The 19,773-nt window shown below is 48.9% G+C and carries 16 protein-coding genes; 9 read left to right on the forward strand and 7 right to left on the reverse strand.

Annotation, left to right across the window (positions count from 1 at the left end; all coding sequences use genetic code 11):
• Positions 1-420: 420 nt before the first annotated feature.
• The 5 genes from NOM90_RS14640 to NOM90_RS14660 all read right to left on the reverse strand — a co-directional run bounded on the left by NOM90_RS14640 (position 421) and on the right by NOM90_RS14660 (position 6,236).
• A complete protein-coding gene (locus NOM90_RS14640; RefSeq protein WP_255942917.1) occupies positions 421-3,777 on the reverse strand; it encodes an efflux RND transporter permease subunit in 3,357 nt (1,118 codons plus the stop codon).
• 76 nt (positions 3,778-3,853) lie between these two features.
• A complete protein-coding gene (locus NOM90_RS14645) occupies positions 3,854-4,795 on the reverse strand; it encodes a TetR/AcrR family transcriptional regulator (protein WP_255942920.1) in 942 nt (313 codons plus the stop codon).
• 139 nt (positions 4,796-4,934) lie between these two features.
• Entirely contained in the window at positions 4,935-5,249 is a 315-nt protein-coding gene (locus NOM90_RS14650; protein ID WP_255942922.1) for a DMT family transporter, read from the reverse strand.
• Positions 5,250-5,624: a DMT family transporter gene (locus NOM90_RS14655; protein WP_255942924.1), complete on the reverse strand. Its 375-nt coding sequence runs from the start codon at positions 5,622-5,624 to the stop codon at positions 5,250-5,252.
• Between the two features lie 27 nt (positions 5,625-5,651).
• Positions 5,652-6,236, reverse strand: a complete 585-nt coding sequence (locus NOM90_RS14660; protein ID WP_255942927.1) for a TetR/AcrR family transcriptional regulator — start codon at positions 6,234-6,236, stop codon at positions 5,652-5,654.
• A 230-nt stretch (positions 6,237-6,466) separates the two neighbouring features.
• On the opposite strand from NOM90_RS14660, the gene cls reads away from it, so the two are divergent.
• From cls to ychF, 7 genes are all read left to right on the forward strand, one after another.
• Positions 6,467-7,978, forward strand: a complete 1,512-nt coding sequence (cls, locus tag NOM90_RS14665; RefSeq protein WP_255942928.1) for a cardiolipin synthase — start codon at positions 6,467-6,469, stop codon at positions 7,976-7,978.
• 444 nt (positions 7,979-8,422) lie between these two features.
• The gene (locus NOM90_RS14670) at positions 8,423-9,976 is read left to right on the forward strand and encodes a phytoene desaturase family protein (RefSeq protein ID WP_255942929.1); all 1,554 of its coding nucleotides are present in this window, start codon (positions 8,423-8,425) and stop codon (positions 9,974-9,976) included.
• Positions 9,973-11,448: a phytoene desaturase family protein gene (locus NOM90_RS14675; RefSeq protein ID WP_255942931.1), complete on the forward strand. Its 1,476-nt coding sequence runs from the start codon at positions 9,973-9,975 to the stop codon at positions 11,446-11,448. Before NOM90_RS14670 ends, NOM90_RS14675 begins: the two co-directional genes overlap by 4 nt.
• The gene (locus NOM90_RS14680) at positions 11,445-12,317 is read left to right on the forward strand and encodes a phytoene/squalene synthase family protein (RefSeq protein ID WP_255942933.1); all 873 of its coding nucleotides are present in this window, start codon (positions 11,445-11,447) and stop codon (positions 12,315-12,317) included. Before NOM90_RS14675 ends, NOM90_RS14680 begins: the two co-directional genes overlap by 4 nt.
• 131 nt (positions 12,318-12,448) lie before the next feature.
• Positions 12,449-13,588 (forward strand): glycosyltransferase family 2 protein, encoded by a 1,140-nt coding sequence (locus tag NOM90_RS14685; protein WP_255942935.1) that lies wholly within the window; start codon positions 12,449-12,451, stop codon positions 13,586-13,588.
• Positions 13,585-14,634, forward strand: a complete 1,050-nt coding sequence (gene fni, locus NOM90_RS14690; RefSeq protein ID WP_255942937.1) for a type 2 isopentenyl-diphosphate Delta-isomerase — start codon at positions 13,585-13,587, stop codon at positions 14,632-14,634. Before NOM90_RS14685 ends, fni begins: the two co-directional genes overlap by 4 nt.
• 210 nt (positions 14,635-14,844) lie before the next feature.
• A complete protein-coding gene (gene ychF, locus NOM90_RS14695; RefSeq protein ID WP_255942938.1) occupies positions 14,845-15,945 on the forward strand; it encodes a redox-regulated ATPase YchF in 1,101 nt (366 codons plus the stop codon).
• Between the two features lie 84 nt (positions 15,946-16,029).
• Here ychF and NOM90_RS14700 read toward each other — a convergent pair whose 3' ends face one another.
• Positions 16,030-16,491, reverse strand: coding sequence for a chemotaxis protein CheX (locus tag NOM90_RS14700; protein WP_255942939.1), 462 nt, complete (start codon positions 16,489-16,491; stop codon positions 16,030-16,032).
• A complete protein-coding gene (locus NOM90_RS14705) occupies positions 16,482-17,345 on the reverse strand; it encodes a response regulator (protein WP_255942940.1) in 864 nt (287 codons plus the stop codon). Before NOM90_RS14705 ends, NOM90_RS14700 begins: the two co-directional genes overlap by 10 nt.
• 389 nt (positions 17,346-17,734) lie before the next feature.
• On the opposite strand from NOM90_RS14705, the gene prfA reads away from it, so the two are divergent.
• Entirely contained in the window at positions 17,735-18,805 is a 1,071-nt protein-coding gene (gene prfA / locus NOM90_RS14710; RefSeq protein ID WP_255942941.1) for a peptide chain release factor 1, read from the forward strand.
• A gap of 18 nt (positions 18,806-18,823) precedes the next feature.
• Entirely contained in the window at positions 18,824-19,729 is a 906-nt protein-coding gene (gene prmC / locus NOM90_RS14715) for a peptide chain release factor N(5)-glutamine methyltransferase (RefSeq protein WP_370866623.1), read from the forward strand.
• Positions 19,730-19,773: the final 44 nt, after the last annotated feature.

Raw genomic sequence — 19,773 nt, forward strand, 5'->3', positions numbered from 1 at the left:
CCGCTCGATTTTTAGCGCAAAAAGCCGCAAAAAATGATTTTAACGGATATAGAATCCGTTAAAACTCGAATAGGATTGTTTAGTCGCTTCTAAGGGACATACAATCCGTTAAGTAAACAAAATCGAGCTTAGCGAAGCGCCAGCTCTGTCTCTAATCGATTCGCCTATTGAAGGCGAATTATCCCTAAAACAAGACAGAAAACAGCCGCTCCCCAACAAGGGAGCGGCTATTCTGTCTATACCCAAACTCTGCTGACGAAGCTGTAGCGGAGAGAGAAATTCAGTGGAGGAGCGTTAGCGTTCGCCTTTGAACTCGGAAAAATTCAAACAAAAATTTCAATCTCTTTTTCCGAGTTCAACACGCGACCGAAACGAATTTCTCTCGCAGCGGCACCCCACCGCCACCCCCACTTACCTGTCTCAGTCCAGCGGAGTCTCCAACTTCTCAAGCTCAGCCCGTCTAGCCCGAGACTTACTGCTGATCTTCATCAAGAACTCGTACACCACAGGTACGATCACAAGCGTCAGCAGCGTCGAACTAATCAGACCGCCGATAACGGTAATACCCAGCCCTTTAGAGATAATGCCCGCTCCGCCTTCCCATCCGGCAACGAGCGGAACCAGAGCACCGATAGTCGCCAATGCCGTCATCAGAATCGGACGCAGACGCGTCGATCCTGCTTCCAGCAAGGCTTCGCGAGTAGACAGACCTTCGCGTTCTTTGTGAATAACGCGGTCGATCAAGACGATCGCGTTGGTGACGACGATACCGATCAACATCAGCACGCCCATCAGCGCAGATACGCTTAGCGATTCGCCGCCGATCAACAGACCGATCAAGGCGCCGATCACGATAAACGGAAGCGAGAACAAAATCGCGAACGGTGCCAGACCGCCGCCGAATGTTACAACGAGTACGAAGTAGACAATCGCGATGGCAGCGAGCATCGCAAGGCCCAGTTGCGAGAACGTATCGTTGATTTGTTCCGTAACCCCGCCGAATTCCACAGTGATTCCGTCTGGCAAATCCAACTCTTTGATTTTGTTCTCAAGTGTAGTCGAAGCACCGCCTACGTCAGACGATACGATATTTGCCGAAAGTTGCGCGACCGTTTTGCCATCGGAACGGCTGATCGTATCCGGCGCAACGCCTTCTTGGACATCGACCACATCACGAATAGGCACTTGCACGCCTAACGGAGAAGTTAATTCCGTATCTTCGATGTCTTGAAGATCCGAGAACGTTTTGCTTTCGGTCTGGATATAGACGTCATGACTTTGACCATCCAGATCGACTTGCGTCAATACCGGACGCTGCGTAACCGGAGCCAGCGCCATCGCAATCTGTCCAGCAGTCAGCCCGTAGGAGCTGAGTTCGGCTTGGTTAGCGACCAGCGTATATTGGTTGTAGCCTTCTTCCAGATTGCTTTTGGCTTCTTCAAAGTTCGAATCGTCTTGAATCAGCTTCAGAATCTGATCGGAGACCGGCTTCAGATCTTCGGTGCTATCGCCATAGACGCTCACGCTTAATTGACCGCCACCGAGCCCTCCGCCAATATCCATTTGGCTCCATTCGCCATCTGGAATTTTTTCTTGCAATCCAGCGATCAGATCTTCTTTCACTTGATCGAAGTCTGGAGTATCGCTATCGAATTCGGTATAGAACAAAGCCGAATTTGCAGAACCGAATCCAAGTGGACTCGAACCGCCAATCGAATATTGCATCTTCGTCAGATGCGGCTGCTCTTGAACGAATTTCTCGGCTTCAAGCAGACGATCTTGAGCTTGCTCATCGGTTGCACCCGCTTCCGGTGCATACGTGAACGTGAATGTTTTGTCTTCTTGCTCCGGCAAGAAGCTTGTGCCGACATAAGGCAGAGTGAACAAACTTCCGACCAGCAAGACGACCGCGATCAGGAACGTAATCAGCTTATGCGAAAGCGACCAGTTCAATACACGTTTGTATCCTTCGGCAAGGCGACTAGGCTTGTCATGCGAAGCTTTTTTCTTGATGCCGCCGCGGAACAGCGTATGCGCAAGCATCGGAACAAGCGTAATCGCGATTAACAGCGAAGCCAGCAAAGCGAATACCATCGTTAAGGCGAACGGCGTGAACAGTTCGCCGACCATTCCGCTGACAAAAGCAAGCGGAAGGAATACAGCCAATGTCACGATCGTCGAAGACATGATCGGCAAGAACATCTCTCGCGTTGCGGCGCTGATCAGTTGGCGTCCGCGCAGCTTCTCGCCGCTGAGGGTCATGCGGCGATAGATATTCTCGATAACGACAATCGAGTCATCGACAACCCGTCCAATCGCGACCGTCATCGCGCCCAGCGTCATCATATTCAGCGTGACGTCCATTTGCTTAAGCAGCAATACGGCAATCAGCAAAGACAACGGAATCGATAAAATCGAGATGATTGTCGAACGAATATCACGTAAGAACAGCAAGATAATCAATACGGCGAACAAAGCGCCGAAGATCGCTTTTTCAAGCATCGTGCGAACCGAATCTTCGATCGGTTTGCCTTGATCCAGCATCACGGTCAGATTCAGACCGGAATATTGGCTTTCCAGATCCGCGATTTTTTCTTTAACCGCGTTGACAACATCTACCGTATTGGCATCGTTCGTTTTGACGATCTGAATCCCGATCGATTCTTGCCCGTTCGTACGGGACACCGACTCGGAACTGCCAATGACGTCAAACTTCGCAATATCGCTCAGTTTGACCGTAGGCAAGCCGCTTGCCGCTGCTCCAGCGGCAGCTTGACCTTGCTGCGCCGCGTCGGTGCTTGGCGTAGCCGCACCTTCTTGCGCCGCGCTCGCATCAGCGCCAGGCTGCGTCTGACTGCCTTGCGTCACATCGACGCCCGCGCCTTGCTGCGCTTCGCCTTCTTGCGCGGCGCTGGAAGATGTTGCATCGGCCGAGCCGGCTTCGCTCGGCATGCCCGATGCTTGCGGAGTTCCCGCCGCATCCGGCGCTGCGCCGCCGCTTGTTTCTGCACCGCTTTGTGCTTGGGAAGGCACAATCGGAATTTCAAGAGCTTTCAGATTGTTGAGCGTCGTCACATTGCCGTCGACGACCACAGCGGACTGTTTATCGTCCAAGGTGAACAATCCAAGAGGCGCACGAACCGACGAAGCATCCACGATATTTTGCACCGTTTCGCGGGTCAGACCGAGTTCTTCCATTTTGGCATCATCGAATGTGAGTTGAACTTCGCGCATATACTGACCGGAGATCTGAACCGAAGCGATGCCTTCGATTTTTTCAAGTTCCGGAAGCACTTGTTCCTCAGAGATCCGCGATAATTCTTCCAGATCATCTTTGCTGTTTTCTGTCGAAGCACTCAGCGAGATGACGGGGAACGAGTTGAGGCTGAAGCGCGTGATTTGAGGGCGCTCTACGCTTTCGGGCAATGTGACTTGGTTTAACCCTTCGCGAATTTGAGCTGTAGCTTCATCCAAATTGGCTCCATATTTGAATTCAACAGAAAGAGTAGCCACATTTTCCATCGACGAAGACGTAACGTTTTGTACGCCATTCACATTGCGTAACATTTGCTCAAGCGGAATCGTGACTTCGTTCATCACTTTTTCCGGAGCAGCTCCTGGATCGATAGCGGTAATACTTAAGAACGGAACATTAATGTCTGGAATCGTTTCTTGCTTCATCGTAAGCCCGCTGTAAATCCCGGCTGCGGTAATGACAATCGTCAAAAACCAGATGGCAAGCTTATTGCGCAAGGAAAAGCCGATGATACTTTTCATAAAAAGATTCTCCACTCCTCTTAGGTAGACTGCATCCGTTGTCGGATGTCATTTTCAAGCAATTGGCATCAACAGGTCAATGAGCAACTTGTTCATCAAGACGGTAAGAAAGCAGCGGCATCAGTTGTTCAAGCGCACTGCGCAGCACATGGATTTCTTTGAGATTGGCAAGCATCCCTTTGACGACGACGCGTCTTGGCGTATCGCTATTCAATTCGTTTTCGAGAATATCGAGTGTTTCCAGTGCATCGTTAAGTTCGGTACGAAGCAGTGGGCTCCAAGCCAGCGTATCTCGCATTTGCCGAATCAAAATAAACGGGCGTTTTGCCGCAGAAGATTCTTCCGGGGCTTGCTGAATCCATTCTGCCCATAGCGTCGAAGAGATCAGAGGCTCTGGTTGTTGATCAAGCAAACGTTCGGCAGCGGCATCCACCATCACTTCCAAATGACGAAGCGCTTCGGTAATTGGAATTTCAGGCATTCCCCAATCGTCTACGAGTTGAAGATACGAGACCGTGAGCCCGCCAACCACGATAAACAAATCACCGGAGTAGCGATCAATCTCGTTGCCGTAAATCCCAATCAGGCTGCGACGGATCAATACAAAAGCATGAGTGATCAAAGGATGACGCGCCGGTGTACAATCGTCTTCGTTTTCTTGCTTGAGCTTATCGCCGATTCCGGTAAATTCTTTTTCGCGAATTTGCATCAGCATAAACGACTTGAATTCGATTAACGAATGGAGCAGAACTTCGATCTGGGCAAGAAAGATTTCTTTGGCGGATCGATCTTGCATAGCGGCAACTTCTAGCTTTTCTTGCAACGTACTTAGCGCGTATTGGTGGATCGAGCGAATCAGTTCTTCTTTGGAGCGGAAATGTTGGTACAGCGTCCCTTTGGAAAAACCGCAGCGTTCCGCTATATCTTGCATCGATGTCGCTTTGATCCCTCGCTCAGAAAATAAAGCTAGGGACACAGCGAAAATGGTATGTTTACGCTCTGCGGATTTGTCTGCCAAACTTCATGCGCCTCCTTGTTTGACCTGTTGGTTCTGTAAACGACTATGTAGTCAAACTTAGTATAAACGAAAAAAACGACCGGCTCAACTTTAGCTGTAAACTCAGTCGAACCCCGTCGTTTTAGATCGATATGGAGTTTTAAGAAATCAGTTTCAAACCGACTGCTGCCGACAAGATCATCGCGATAAACAATAGTCTTCGCGCTTCTTTTGGTTCTCCGTACATAAACATCCCGACCATAGCACCGCCAACTGTACCGATACCGGTCCAGATCGCGTACGCCGTTCCCATCGGAATATGTTGCATCGCAAACGTAAGCAGCGAGAAACTACTCACAAACGAAGCAAACAAAAGAGCGAAAGAACGCAGAGATTTACGCATCGAGACTTGTTTTAAAGCAATAACCCCAATGACTTCTACACATCCGGCTAACACAAGTGCAATCCATGCCATTTAGATCGCCTCCTTTTTGGGTGCGATAGATGCAGCATGATCGTCATCCGGCGAATCGGTAACCATTTTCAGACCGATCACGCCCGAGAGCAGCAGTAAAATCAGCAACGTCTTCGTTATGCTGAAAGGTTCTCCGAATATGACGGTTTCGGCAACGACCGTTCCGGCTGTACCGAGACCTGTAAATACGGCATACACGCTGCCGATCGGCAGTACTTTGGTAGCATTGATCATCATAAAGAAGCTGATCGCAATCCCCGCTCCGGTAAGCAACCATTCCCAAATATTCGAAGAATGTTTAAGCCCGGATACCCAACCGATTTCTACCAATCCTCCGATCAACACAAATAACCATCCGCGATTTGCACGGCTCATTGTTGTCACTCTCCTTGAACATTGCTTCTATTTATTAATCAATACGCCGCGACAATATATAGGGAAAACAGCTTCTAATCTTCGCGTTGCTTTGTCACGCGTTGTATAGATCGCTTCCGCAAGCACGCCTTCGAGTACCGTAATATAGGCGAGTGCTGCTTCTTGCGCATTGCCCGTTTGCAACCGCGTCTGATGCAGAGGTCTTTCTAGCAGCGAAGTCAAAAGCCGCTCCGCCTGCATGAAAAAAGGATTCATCAGTTCCATCACCTGATCATGCAGCGAACTAGGTGGGAAATAAGACATTCTCAGCAAAAAACGTGTCTGTGCATCCGATTCATTATCGTCCATCAAGCGTTTTGCGAGCGAAAGAAAAGTTTCTTCGAACGGGCGATCCCGATTTTCTAAAAGGTGACGAAGCATCATACGCTTTTTGCTACGAAGCGCTTGTTTGAACACATGTAAAAACAAATCTTCTTTGCTGCGAAAATGCGCATAGATCGAAGGTTTGCGAATCCCCACGGCTTCGGCAATTTTTCCTAAAGAAGCCGCTTCAAATCCTTCACTTGCAAAAAGGTCAAGCGCAACGTCTTCAATCGCAGATTTACGCGTCATTGATCAACACTCCTTTCTTTTTGAGAATCTTTTGAACATAGATCTAGCAAAAACGAACTAACGGTCGTTAGGTATGAATTTATCAACTCTGATTTTGAATGTCAAGTCTGCTGGTCTATTGAATATTTGGGGAAGATGAAACCGAACTTAAAAGCTGACGTATGGAGTCGTATTGAGAATATGGACTGCTACATGAAGATCACGTCATATTGGAGAAAGGAACATGCGAAGTGAGACGCGGACTGATCGTATTTATGATTGCCGTACTATTATTCGTCGTTTATTATTTCGGCGTAGATTTGCTTGGAACAACGGGCGCTGCGGTCATGAGTATTTTTTCGACACTGACAGTCATCTCGATTGCTTTTCTAATTTTTATGGATAACCGTAATCCGTCGAGTACGTTATCTTGGATTTTGGTGCTTGGATTATTGCCGGTCGTCGGCTTGATCTTCTATTTTTTATTCGGGCAAAATTATTTCCGCAGACGCAAGTACGACAAAAAAGCGCAGTGGGATCGCCGAATCTATAAATGGAGCGAAAAAGATGCGTTGGCAGGTGCCGAAAACACAACGCATTTCAGCGACGAGCAACAACGTATTTTGCGATTGTCCCGCCGATTGTCGCTAATGCCGGTATCTTACTCCAGCGAGACTTCTGTCCTGACCAACGGAGGCAGCACGTTCTCCGAATTGCTGGAAGCATTGCGAAACGCCAATCACCATATTCATATGGAATATTATATTTACCGCGCCGACGATATCGGAACGCAAATTCAGCGGCTGTTGATCGAGAAAGCCAAAGCAGGCGTAGAAGTCCGGTTTATGGTCGATGCGGTCGGCAGTATTCAGCTTCCGCGTCGTTTTTTGGATGAGATGCGCGAAGCAGGGGTGAAAGTGGCTGTGTTTGGCGCGACCAAGTTTTTGCTTGCCACAAGCCGTGTCAATTACCGCAACCATCGCAAAATCGTCGTCATCGACAAAAAAATCGGGTTTATCGGCGGGCTTAATGTTGGAGACGAATATTTGAGCCGTAGCAAAACGTATGGATTTTGGCGCGATACCCATATGCGGATTGAAGGCGAAGCGGTGAGTGCGCTGCAACGTATCTTTTTGCGGGATTGGCGGCATATGACGAACGAACAGCCGACAGGGCCTGGATATTTTCAATCGAAAGGCAAGCCGAATCCGGAGCTGGGCGCTGTTCAGATTATCGCAAGCGGCCCCGACAATGATCGAAGGGCGCTCAAACATATCTTTTTTTCCATGATTACGACTGCGAAAAAGTCCGTGTGGATCGCAACGCCTTACTTTATTCCAGACGACGATATTTTGACTGCTCTACGTACCGCTGCTTTATCCGGGCTGGATGTCCGATTGTTGTTCCCGGCAAAACCGGATAAAAAACTTCCGTTCTGGGCGTCTCATTCGTACTTTCCGATCTTGCTGGAAGCCGGCGTGAAAATCTACGAATACGAAAAAGGTTTTTTGCATTCCAAATTACTGATCGTCGACGGCGAGACCGCAAGCATCGGCACCGCCAATATGGATATGCGCAGCTTCCATTTGAATTTCGAAGTCAACGCCCTTCTCATGAATAATGCAAGCGTAACCCGAATCGCCGACGATTTCGAACGCGATTTGCTAAACACCACATTAATCGATCCGGAAAAGTTCCGTAGCAAACGCATTGCGCTTCGATTCATGGAATCCGCCGCACGTTTGCTATCCCCTTTACTTTAATTGAATCTTTAGCTCCGCCTTTCAACCCTCCTGAAAAAGCGAACAAGCTTTTTTAGGAGGGTGTTCGAATTGTCTTGCTTTAAATTTTTTTACTCTAAAACTACGCAGCTGCGGAGAAAGAAGTACAGAGAAAGACGCCTTTGAACGAAGTGAGACAGCGTCGTGATCTGCACTTCTTTCGCAGCCCATCGTCCCCACCAAAAAGACTCCGCCAACATCCAAAAAGGTTTGAAAAGAGAGCGAAAGTCGTTTGTCCGAAAAGGCTTACTGTGGTAGGCTAAAGAAGAATCTTACGTTTCGAAAGTTAAATATTAAAATTTAATGAACATTACGCCAAGTTCAAGCCAATTTCACAATATACATCATGCGTAAAGCGAGCCGTTGGACCGGTAATTGGGTAAATAAACGTTGATGGGGCAAGTCTAACCAAGAAAGGTGAATGGCATGGGGCGAAACGAAACGAACAAAACTGCGGTGATCGTAGGTGCAGGACCCGGAGGCTTGGCGGCGGCAATGCTGCTTGGCGCAAAGGGATACAAGGTCGACGTGTACGAAAAGCAAGAGGTTCCGGGAGGACGGTCGGGTCGTATCCGGCTTGGAGCGTACACCTTCGATCGGGGCGCTACGTTCGTAATGATGCCGCAACTGCTAGAAGAAATATTTGAGCAGTCGGGGCGTTCCGTACATGATTATGTAGAACTTCATAAGCTTGATCCACTGTACGGATTGTATTTTGACCGAGGACAGACCGTATTAATGCCGTCTAGCGATAACGAAGAAACGGCAAAGCGTATCAAAGAGTTGTTCCCTGGAGAAGAAGCAGGATTTTACCGCTTCATGACCGATGAGTCAGTTAAATATCAGCATGTTGAACCCCTACTTCGTAGACCGTTTAACGGGCTTGGCGATTATATGAAAAGCGATGCGATTAAAGCGCTACCGCATTTGAAAGTAACGGATACGGTTTACGGACAGTTATCGCGTTATTTCCAAGATGAACGATTGAAGTACGCTTTTACTTTTCAATCGAAATACTTAGGGATGTCCGCTTGGAACTGCCCAGGGACATTTACCATTTTGTCGTACATGGAACATCGTTACGGTCTGGTGCATCCAAAAGGCGGGGTGGCCGCTTTATGGGACGCAATGAAGAAAGTCGCGGAAGAACACGGCGTTACTTTCCATATGGGAAGCCCGATTCAGAAAATCATGACGCAAGAAGGCGTAGCCACAGGCGTTCAATTGCAAAATGGCGAAGTCCGGCAAGCAGATCATATCGTGATCGGATCGGATTTCTCGATGTCGATGAATCATCTGTTCGAACCGGGCGTTCTCAAAAAGTACACGCCGGAAAAGTTAGAAAAGAAAAAATATTCTTGTTCGACCGCGATGTTGTATTTGGGAATCGACGGCGAAGTTGATTTGCCGCACCATTCGATTCATTTTGCCGACAACTACGAACAAAACGTCAAAGAAATTACGGAAACGTTGGTTTTATCCGAAGATCCTTCCATCTATGTGCATAACCCCTCCAGACTCGACCCGACGCTTGCGCCAGCCGGTAAATCTTCGTTGTATGTTCTCGTACCGATTCCGAATTTGAAAAGCGACACCGATTGGATCGGGCAACGCGAAGAGCTGAAAGAAAAGATGTTGAGTCGTTTGGAACAAATTCCGCAACTGCAAGATATTCGGGGTCGCATCGAAGAAGAAGCCTTTTTCACGCCGCAAGATTGGCAAGACACACTGGATGTCTATCAAGGCGCAACGTTCAACTTGGCGCATAACCTGGGTCAAATGATGGCACTTCGTCCGCATAACCGATTCGAAGAAGTCGAGCGAGTATGGTTGGTGGGCGGCGGAACCCATCCGGGTAGCGGATTACCAACGATTTTCGAATCGGCGCGAATTAGCGTGGATCTGATCGAAAAAGCAGATCGAAAGCATCGGAAAAGCCATGCCGAACCGAATCTTGATCCAGCAGGAGCCACGAAGTGAGCGGCGGGCCGAAAGTTGCAATCGTAGGCGGCGGAATCGGCGGGCTGACCGCAGCACTGCTTCTGAGTCGTCAAGGTGCTGAGGTGACGCTGCTTGAAGGACGTGACCGACTGGGCGGGCGTATCGCATTCGAACGAGACGAAGGCGATGTTCGCCGAATCGATCAAGGGCCGACGATTGTGTTATTGCCTGAGATGTTGCTATCGATTTTGGAAGAAGGCGGCGTGGAGCGAGACCGTATCCGATTGATCGAATCCGATCCGTTGTACCGGATTCATTATTCGGATGGTCGAGTGATGACGAAGCATCGTCGACCGGAGCGTCAAGCTGAAGAGATCGAACGTTTATTTCCCGGCGAATCGAAAAATTATTTGCGATATATGAACCGAATGCGTGAATTGTATCCGGGTGCGCAAAAAGCAGTGCTGGAGCGGACGTTCCCGCGCAAACGCGACTTTTTCACGCCGCGTCAAATTCGGATGTTAGGCAACTTGCAAGCGCATCGTAGTGTTCGCGGAGCGGCAGCGAATTACTTTAAGCCCGATGAATTGATTGATGCGTATTCGCTGCAATCGCTATATATTGGAGGTCAACCGACCGGAACGCCCGGCGTATACTCGATTTTGCCGTATGCGGAGCATGAATTCGGAATTTGGATGATCGAAGGCGGCTATGCGCGTTTGCCGATCATTTTGGAAGAAGAATTGCGTAGTCGCGGCGTTGAAGTTCGTTTGAACACTCCCGTACAAAAGTTGACGGTGGAAGATGGACGCTGCAAAGGTATTGTCGTGGACGGCGTTCGCGAAGAATACGACGCTGTATTGTTTAATGGTGATTTCCCGGGTATTTTACCGCTGCTTGAAGGGCAACCGGAGAGTAAACGAAAAAAACCGTACCGCGCCTCCTCAGGATGCCTATTGCTTTATGTGGGAACGTCAAAAAGATGGGAAGATCCGGCGGCGCATCAATTCTTTTTGCCGGATAGCTTAAGTGATGGTCTGCAAGCCGTGTTCGAACGAGGCATGATTCCAGCGAATCCTTCTTTCTATATATTTAATCCGGTTGTTTTGGATGAACATGCGGCGCCGGAAGGAGAAAGTGTTTTATACTTCTTGATTCCTTCCCCGGATGCTTCCCAAATCACTTGGTCAAAAGAAGGAAAGCGATTAGCGCGTAAAGTGCTGCAAGCTGCCGAAGATCGCGGGTTTTCAGGGCTGCGCGACAGTATCAAATGGATCAAGATGCGTACGCCGGAAGATGCGCAAAAAGACGGCAACTATGTAGGCGGTAGCTTCGGAATCGCGCCAATTCTGGCGCAGTCCGGTCCTTATCGACCGCAGCCGAAGCCTTTTAAAAGTATCGAAGGATTATACGCGGCAGGAGCTTCTGTTCATCCCGGGGGCGGGGTGCCGATAGTGATGCAGGGAGCGAGAATGGCCGTGAATCAGCTTTTGAAGGAGTGGAGTCCATGAATGAACAGATTATGCAGCAATGTGAAGAAGCGATGCGACGGGGATCGTCTTCGTTTTACCATGCGTTTCGAGATTTGCCTGAGCAAAGAAGAAATGCAGTTTATGTCATTTACGCGTTTTGCCGTCTGATCGACGATAGTGTGGACGAACCGGAAACTTCTCCTTTTACCATTCATGAACTTAGAGAACGATTTTTAGATTTGGACAAAGCGGAAGGGCATTTTATTTTTCCGGCGTTACGCTGGTTGTTTGTCCAGTTCCCGAATTTGAATCCTCAACCGTTTTTGAGTCAAATGGACGGTCAGTTGTTGGATTTGACGCTGCATCGTTACGAGACCATGGAGCAGCTTGAACATTACTGTTACCTGGTTGCCGGAACGGTAGGCGAGATGCTGCTGCCTGTACTGCGCGATGATCTGCATATCGAAGCGGCAGAAGCGGGAATCGCGCTTGGAAAAGGCATGCAGATCGTCAATATCATTCGCGATGTGGGCGAAGATTTACGCAGAGGACGTCGGTACATTCCCGCGGAACTACTGCGTCGTCACGGTTATAACGAAGAAGAATTGGAGCGCGGTGTAATCGATGAGCGATTTGTCGCGATGATCAATGAACTCCATGATCGCGCGACCGAGTGGTTCAACAAAGGCGTGTCGAATTTGGATACGTATCCGCGCCGAAGCGGAATAGCCGTTGGTCTGGCGGCAGCTTTTTACGGAGCGATTTTCGATCAAGTACGCCGCAACGGCTACGATGTATTTACACGCCGGGCGATTGTGCCGGACGAAGAAAAAGGCGTGCTGTTACTGAACGTTTTGGCGGCTTTCGGCGCAGTAGATGGTACGGCGGATAGTGCTGCGGTATCGTAATTGAATGAATGGCACAGGGGAAAAGTAAGATCAAGCGCTGCGCGTGATGACGCGCAGCTTTCTTTTCGCAATCTTTCTCACGAAATTAACACCGAATTGAATATCGGTTTCGAAAAAAGGAGGCATGCGCGTTGACTTTCACTTTGATTCTGACCGTCGTTTGCGTACTGCTGATCGCTCAGTTGATTTTTGTGATTCTAAATGCCAGAATATTGCCGGTTCCGGGTCGTCGAACCAAACCGATCGAAGGTAGACCGTTGGTATCGGTATTAATTCCTGCGCGTGACGAAGAACGTAATATTGAAGACTGTGTGCGCCATGTATTGGCATCCGACGATTCGGAGTTTCGCCTTGAAGTCATCGTGTATGACGACGATTCCAGCGACGACACAAGTAGCATTGTCAGAGAAATCGCGATGGAAGATACACGCGTTGGCTTGATGCAAGGTGCAGAATTACCTGAAGGTTGGAAAGGTAAAACTTATGCGTGTCATAGTCTTGCCGAACGTGCGTCAGGAAGTTGGTATTTGATGCTGGATGCCGATGTACGTATAGGTAAGCTTGCGATTCGAGATACCCTTCGTTCGGCGCAAAAGAAAAAAGCAGGTCTTGTGAGCGGCTTCCCGAAGCAAATTACGGTTACACCGATGGAGAAGCTTATTGTGCCGATGATGGAGTTTTTGATTTTGTGTCACCTCCCCATCCCTGCCATATCTCGTTCACGCGGCAAATTGTTTGCGGCTGCGCATGGAGCGTATATGTTGATTAAAAAATCGGCATATGAATCCGCAGGTGGGTACGAAGCGATTAAAGACGAAATGGTCGATGATATGGCAATGGCTCGCGCCGTCAAAAAAGCAGGCTACAAAATGTTATTAGTCGATATGGTTCGTTATGCCGAAATGCGAATGTATCATAGCGGAAAAGAAGTATGGAGCGGATTTAGTAAAAATGTATTCGCGGGGCTTGGCAAAAATTATGTGCTGCTGATTGGTCTACTTATTTGGTACGTTAGTCTATATTTGCTTCCGCCAATCGCCCTCGTGACGGGATTGCTCACCCATAATATTCATCTAACGGCATTTAGCATCGGTGCAATGCTGCTGGGGATGGCAATCAAAGCCGTATGCGATCTGCGAGGCGGATTTCCTTTTTGGCATGGGGTATGGGTTGCGGTGACGATCGCTTGTTCAGTCGCCATCGTGGTTTCTAGTGTGCTAGGTGGCTGGAACAACAAAGGTCATGAATGGAAAGGACGAAATTATCATTGACAAATTCACAACAAGGTTCCGGTATCACAACTGGAGATCGCAAAAGCGAGCATGTGCGCTTATGTCTGGAAGAAGAAGTGTCAGGTGTGGGTGTGACAACAGGATTCGAACATTATCGTTTTCGTCATAATGCGCTGCCGGAGCTGAACTTCGAGGAGGTTGATTTGTCGTCAACCTTTGTTGGACGGTCGTTTAAAGCTCCGCTGCTGATTAGTTCGATGACTGGCGGGAGTGTCGGCACTGGACGCATCAATGAGCGTTTGGCACAAGCCGCGCAATTACGCGGCTGGGCAATCGGTCTCGGGTCAATCCGTGCAGCCGTCGAACGCGAAGAGTTGGCAGCGACATTCAAAGTCCGTCATAAAGCACCGGATATTCCGGTGATTGCGAATTTGGGCGCGGTGCAATTGAATTATGGATTCGGCGCGGACGAATGTCGCCGAGCGGTCGAGATTGCAGAAGCCGATGCGCTCGTGCTTCATCTGAATAGTCTGCAAGAAGTGTTCCAACCGGAAGGGAATACGAACTTTAGCGATCTGTTGCCGAAGATCAAAAAATTATGCCAAGAGTTGGATGTGCCGGTCGGGATCAAAGAAGTCGGCTGGGGGATTGATGGCGATACCGCGTTACGCCTTGCTGACGCCGGTATTCAGTTTATTGATGCAGCCGGAGCAGGCGGGACGTCGTGGAGTCAGGTCGAGAAGTTCCGCAGCTCCGATCCGATGCGCCGAACGGCTGCCGAAGCTTTTGCTAGCTGGGGAAACTCGACAGCGAATTGTATCGCGGAGATTCGCAGCGAATTGCCGGGAATGCTATTGATCGGCAGCGGCGGCTTGAAAAGCGGCGTCGATGCGGCGAAAGCGATCGCGCTTGGCGCAGATCTTGCCGGATTCGGACGGGCGCTGCTTGGCGCCGCTGTCGAGTCGGTAGAGCAAACGGCAGCTGTGATGGAGCAAGCCGAGTTCGAACTTCGCACAGTCATGTTCGGAGTCGGAGCGAGTTCTGTCGAAGAATTGCAACAAACGAAGCGTTTGGTTCGCCAATAAAAAATCGATTTCAGATCATAAATCGTGAAACTTGAGAAGACTTGGACAAATCCGGTCTTCTTTTTCATTAATTCAAACTATGAGAGCGCGGCGAATACTGTTATAATAGAGTTTGTTTTGTTTCACACCATGTGTATGAAGGCATTAGGGTTGGCGCAATTTGGCGTTTGCCGTAACCAGAACATAGATTAAGAGGAGTTGTATATTGTTATGGCATTAAAAGCGGGTATCGTAGGTTTGCCGAACGTCGGTAAGTCCACATTGTTCAACGCAATTACGCAAGCAGGCGCAGAGTCTGCCAACTATCCATTTTGTACGATCGATCCAAACGTGGGTATCGTAGAAGTTCCGGACGAACGTCTCGATAAATTGACCGAGATGGTTACACCGAAAAAAACCGTTCCAACTGCATTTGAATTCGTTGATATCGCAGGTCTGGTACGCGGCGCAAGTAAAGGCGAAGGTCTGGGTAACAAGTTCTTGGCGCATATTCGTGAAGTCGATGCGATCGTTCACGTGGTACGCTGCTTTGTGGATGAGAATATCACGCACGTGGATGGCAAAATCGATCCAGTCAGCGATATTCAGACGATCAACTTGGAGCTGATTCTTGCCGATATCGAAAGCGTCGACAAACGAATCGAACGCTCGAAAAAGAACATGAAAGGCGGCAATAAACAGTACGCTCAGGAAATCGAAGTGCTGGAGAAGGTCAAAGAAGCATTGTATAACGACCAACCGGCTCGTAGTATCGATCTGACTGAAGACGAACAGCAATTGATTCGCGAATTGCATTTGTTGACGCTTAAGCCTGTTCTGTATGCAGCTAACGTCGCAGAAGACGAAATTGCAGACGTGGCTAACAATGCCTATGTGCAAAAAGTACGCGAGTTCGCACTTGCTGAAAATGCTGAAGTTGTGCCAATCAGCGCGAAGATCGAAGAAGATATTTCGGAGCTTGAAGGCGAAGACAAGCAGATGTTCCTCGAAGAACTGGGTATTCAAGAATCCGGTCTGAACCTGCTGATCAAAGCCGCTTACAAACTGCTCGGTCTGTACACGTACTTCACGGCAGGCGTGCAAGAAGTTCGCGCTTGGACGATTCGCCAAGGAACGAAAGCTCCGGGGGCAGCGGGTGTGATTCACTCGGACTTCGAACGTGGATTTATCCGTGCCGAAGTCGTGGGCTACGAAGATCTGGTGAATGCCGGTTCGATGAACGGCGCCAAAGAGCGCGGTCAACTTCGTTTGGAAGGTAAAGAATATATCGTAAAAGACGGCGATGTCATGCACTTCCGTTTCAACGTATAATTGATTTTTTGCAAAAGCGAACCAAAAAGCCGCTGTCTCTCATCTGGAGACAGCGGCTTTTTGACATGAACGAAAAATTTTCACTTAACCTTCGAACGAAATCAGAACTTCGACCGGAACATCATTCGCAAGCAATTCCACGCTCAATACTTGCTTGGAACTCATTTTCACCGAGATATCATCGCCAGAGAGCAGCGTAGGCGTGGAAATATCGATGCTGATTCCGAGACCTGCGAATTCGGTTGCCGCAGTAGCGGTCAACATATTCGACAATTCGGACAACGCACTGCGTGCCATATCGTCTAGTTGTTCGACAGGCATGCCCATCATCATTGTTGATGCAATCGTTTTGGCATGTTCCGTATCGATTCGATACACAACATTCCCTTTCAATGCACCGACGATCCCGACCAAAATAATAACTCCCGAACAAGTTAGGTCTTGTCCTTTTACTCCAAGCCCGCCTTTTCGAGCGTCCGCGAAGCCAAGTTGCGGCATCACTTTCAGGAACGACTCGATAAAGGGGTTAACGTGTGCTACGTCCATTTATCTTCACCTCGTTTAAAGCCGACGTTCAAGAGCACTTCACCGTACTCGGTGTCTCCAACGGCGCTGACTGTTTTGAAAGTTGCTTGCGAAATCAACATTTTTTCTCCGTGCATAATGGAAGGAGGCGCAAGGCGCAGACCGAAAGCTTTGTTTTTCTTATTCAAGATCGAACAAGCATTTCCGGCTACGATATTCGTGTACTCGGCAAGTACGGCTGTGATTTCGTTGGTGCTGGTTGGTTCTTTTTTCATCATAGCCGTAACCAGAGCATGTGCGGTTTCTTTGCTCAGATCGATCATTAACCGACCGGAGAATTTACCGATGATTCCGACGATTACGGCGATGCCGCGCGATTCGAAATCGGATTTGAGTTCATGTTCGCCTTTGTACGTCAGCAATGTTTTGGTCATTCGATTCAGACCGTCTTTCAAGGTTTCTTTGAACACTTCAACGTATTCGTCTTCTAATGATTTGAACATTTCGTCGTAAGCGACAACCCGTTGGATGGTACCCAGCAGATCTTCGGCATCGACAGGCTTTTGAATGTAACCGGAAACATGATTGTCTTTGGCTTCTTGCAAAATTTCGTCATCCATCATCGAGCTGATTACGATCACTTTGATTCCCGGGTTGATCGCATGTACTGCGCGTGTGCATTCCAATCCATCTGTACCCGGCAGCGTCATGTCCATCGTTACGAGATCAGGCTGTGTAGCGGCAATCACTTCTTTGACTTCTTCTAACGTTCCAGCGTCACCTACGACGTCAAATCCGTTTTCTTCAAGAATGTTTCGAATAACCGCTATGGAAAAAGGCGAATCATCCACGATTACAACTCTTACTGCTGACATAAAACCCCGTCCTTTCTAATGCTGCGGATTCCGCGTTAGGATCAATAAGCTTACGCCGTCCCGCAGTCGGAAAACCCGTGCTGCATGATGGTCGGTGTATTGTACCTAATATCGACATAAAGTCGACAAAATTTGAGTGGTAAATATTAGCATCCGTTCGGATTTTTAGATAGTCAATATGAGAAAGTTATGCTATAATTAAGAGTCGTCGTACACGATGCGAACGGCTCTTTTTCTTATCTTTTTAATTGTCCTAAATCATGCAAAGGGAGGATCTATCTCATGTTGATCGGCGTGCATTTATAGCGGGTATCAATCATAATAGACCTACTTTCGGTATGTCCCTATACTCAAACTTTAAACCAATTCCTATAAAGAGGTGATTGACCTTGTTAGATAAATTACAAGCACTGGTTGATCGTTACGACAAATTAAGCGAATTGTTGTGCGATCCTGATGTAGCGAGCGACTCCAAAAAACTGCGCGACTATTCCAAAGAACAGTCCGATCTCCAACCGGCGTACGAAGCGTATACCGAATATAAGCGTGTCGTTGAAGATCTGGATGCAGCCAAAGAAATGCAAGGCGAAAAGCTGGATGACGAAATGCGCGAAATGGTGAAAATGGAAATCGAAGAATTGTCTGCGCGCAAAGCGGACTTGGAAGAAACGATCCGTATCGTTCTCCTGCCAAAAGATCCAAACGACGACAAAAACGTGATTGTCGAAATTCGCGGCGCGGCAGGCGGCGACGAAGCGGCATTGTTCGCAGCGGATCTATACCGGATGTATAGCCGTTATGCGGATACACAAGGTTGGAAAGTCGAGCTGATGGACGTCAACGAAAGCGACCTCGGCGGCTTCAAAGAAGTTATTTTCATGATTAACGGTCGCGGTGCCTACAGCAAAATGAAATACGAAAGCGGCGCACACCGTGTACAACGGATCCCGGCAACCGAATCGGGCGGTCGTATTCATACTTCGACGTCTACCGTGGCGGTACTGCCTGAAGTCGAAGAAGTCGATATCGTCATTAGCGATAAAGATATCCGCGTCGATACGTTCTGCTCTAGTGGAGCGGGCGGTCAGTCCGTTAACACTACGAAATCGGCGGTTCGCGTGACTCACGTTCCAACCGGGATCGTCGCAACTTGCCAAGACGGCAAATCGCAAAACTCGAATAAGGAAAAAGCGCTGCAAGTGCTTCGCTCCCGTATTTTTGATGTGATGCGTCAAGAAGAAGAAGCGAAATACGCTGGCGAACGCAAAAGCAAAGTCGGTACGGGCGACCGCAGCGAACGTATTCGCACGTACAACTTCCCGCAAAGCCGTGTAACGGATCATCGCATTGGTCTGACCATGCACAAGCTTGATCAAATCATGAACGGTGACATTCAAGAGATCGTATCCGCATTGACGATTGCCGAACAAACCGATCTGATCGACGAAAAAGGGCTGTAATTTTTGACTTCAGATCATTTGAATAAAAGCCGAGTCCGTTCAGGTCGAAGCGGCTTTCACTTGCAACGTGGTTTGACGCTTCGGGAAGCCTTTGCGGAGGCTTCCTCTTTTTTGCGGGAACGAGGGGTCGAAGAAGCGGATGAAAATACGCGGCTATTGCTCAAAGAAATTCTGGGAATGTCCGGCGCGCAGTACGTCATGGCGCTGCGTGACCCTTTTCCTTATGAATTCAGCGAGCGTTGGGAAAATGCGATTACGCGTAAAGGCGACGGAGAACCGGCGCAATATATTTTGGGCGATCAGGAGTTTTACGGCTTCAACTTTGAAGTGACGCCGGATGTATTGATTCCGAGACCGGAAACGGAATTGTTGGTCGAAGCGGTTGTTACTCACGCCAAAGGAATCTGGCAAGGGCAAGAAGCTTCGGTGTTGGATGTGGGCACAGGCAGCGGTGCAATCGCGGTCAGCTTGAAATTGCTGATGCCGGAGCTCGTTGTGACGGCAAGCGATATTTCGCCGGGCGCGCTCGGCGTCGCGCAGCGCAACGCGCAGCGGCTTAACGCCGAGATTACATTCGGCGAAGGCAACTTGCTTGAGCCTTTTGCGGGGCAAGGATTCGATATCTTGGTATCGAATCCGCCGTACATTCCGGCAGCGGATATCGAAGAGCTCCAGCCGGAAGTGCGCGACTTCGAGCCGCGCGGTGCACTGGATGGTGGACCGGACGGGCTAGCGCCGTACCGGGAAATCATGCAGCAATTGGATCTGCTCCAGCATGATCCGAAGCTGATTGCTTTTGAACTTGGCATGGGGCAAGCCGATGACGTAGCAGACATGCTACGCAAGCGCGGCAGTTGGAGCCGAGTCGAGACGGTGTTTGATCTGGCGGGGATCGGACGGCATGTGATTGGTATTCATATCTAAATGAATTCGCATAAAAACGACTTCAGTCTCCATTTTTATGTGGA

This window comes from Saccharibacillus sp. JS10 (assembly GCF_024436065.1).
GTDB lineage: Bacteria > Bacillota > Bacilli > Paenibacillales > Paenibacillaceae > Saccharibacillus.

Excerpts from the sequence above, each read along its gene's own strand:
- ychF (WP_255942938.1), top strand. The coding sequence starts at position 14,845 with ATGGCATTAAAAGCGGGTATCGTAGGTTTGCCGAACGTCGGTAAGTCC.
- NOM90_RS14660 (WP_255942927.1), bottom strand. The coding sequence starts at position 6,236 with ATGACGCGTAAATCTGCGATTGAAGACGTTGCGCTTGACCTTTTTGCA.
- NOM90_RS14640 (WP_255942917.1), bottom strand. The coding sequence starts at position 3,777 with ATGAAAAGTATCATCGGCTTTTCCTTGCGCAATAAGCTTGCCATCTGG.
- NOM90_RS14655 (WP_255942924.1), bottom strand. The coding sequence starts at position 5,624 with ATGAGCCGTGCAAATCGCGGATGGTTATTTGTGTTGATCGGAGGATTG.
- NOM90_RS14705 (WP_255942940.1), bottom strand. The coding sequence starts at position 17,345 with ATGTCAGCAGTAAGAGTTGTAATCGTGGATGATTCGCCTTTTTCCATA.
- NOM90_RS14650 (WP_255942922.1), bottom strand. The coding sequence starts at position 5,249 with ATGGCATGGATTGCACTTGTGTTAGCCGGATGTGTAGAAGTCATTGGG.
- NOM90_RS14670 (WP_255942929.1), top strand. The coding sequence starts at position 8,423 with ATGGGGCGAAACGAAACGAACAAAACTGCGGTGATCGTAGGTGCAGGA.
- NOM90_RS14700 (WP_255942939.1), bottom strand. The coding sequence starts at position 16,491 with ATGGACGTAGCACACGTTAACCCCTTTATCGAGTCGTTCCTGAAAGTG.
- NOM90_RS14680 (WP_255942933.1), top strand. The coding sequence starts at position 11,445 with ATGAATGAACAGATTATGCAGCAATGTGAAGAAGCGATGCGACGGGGA.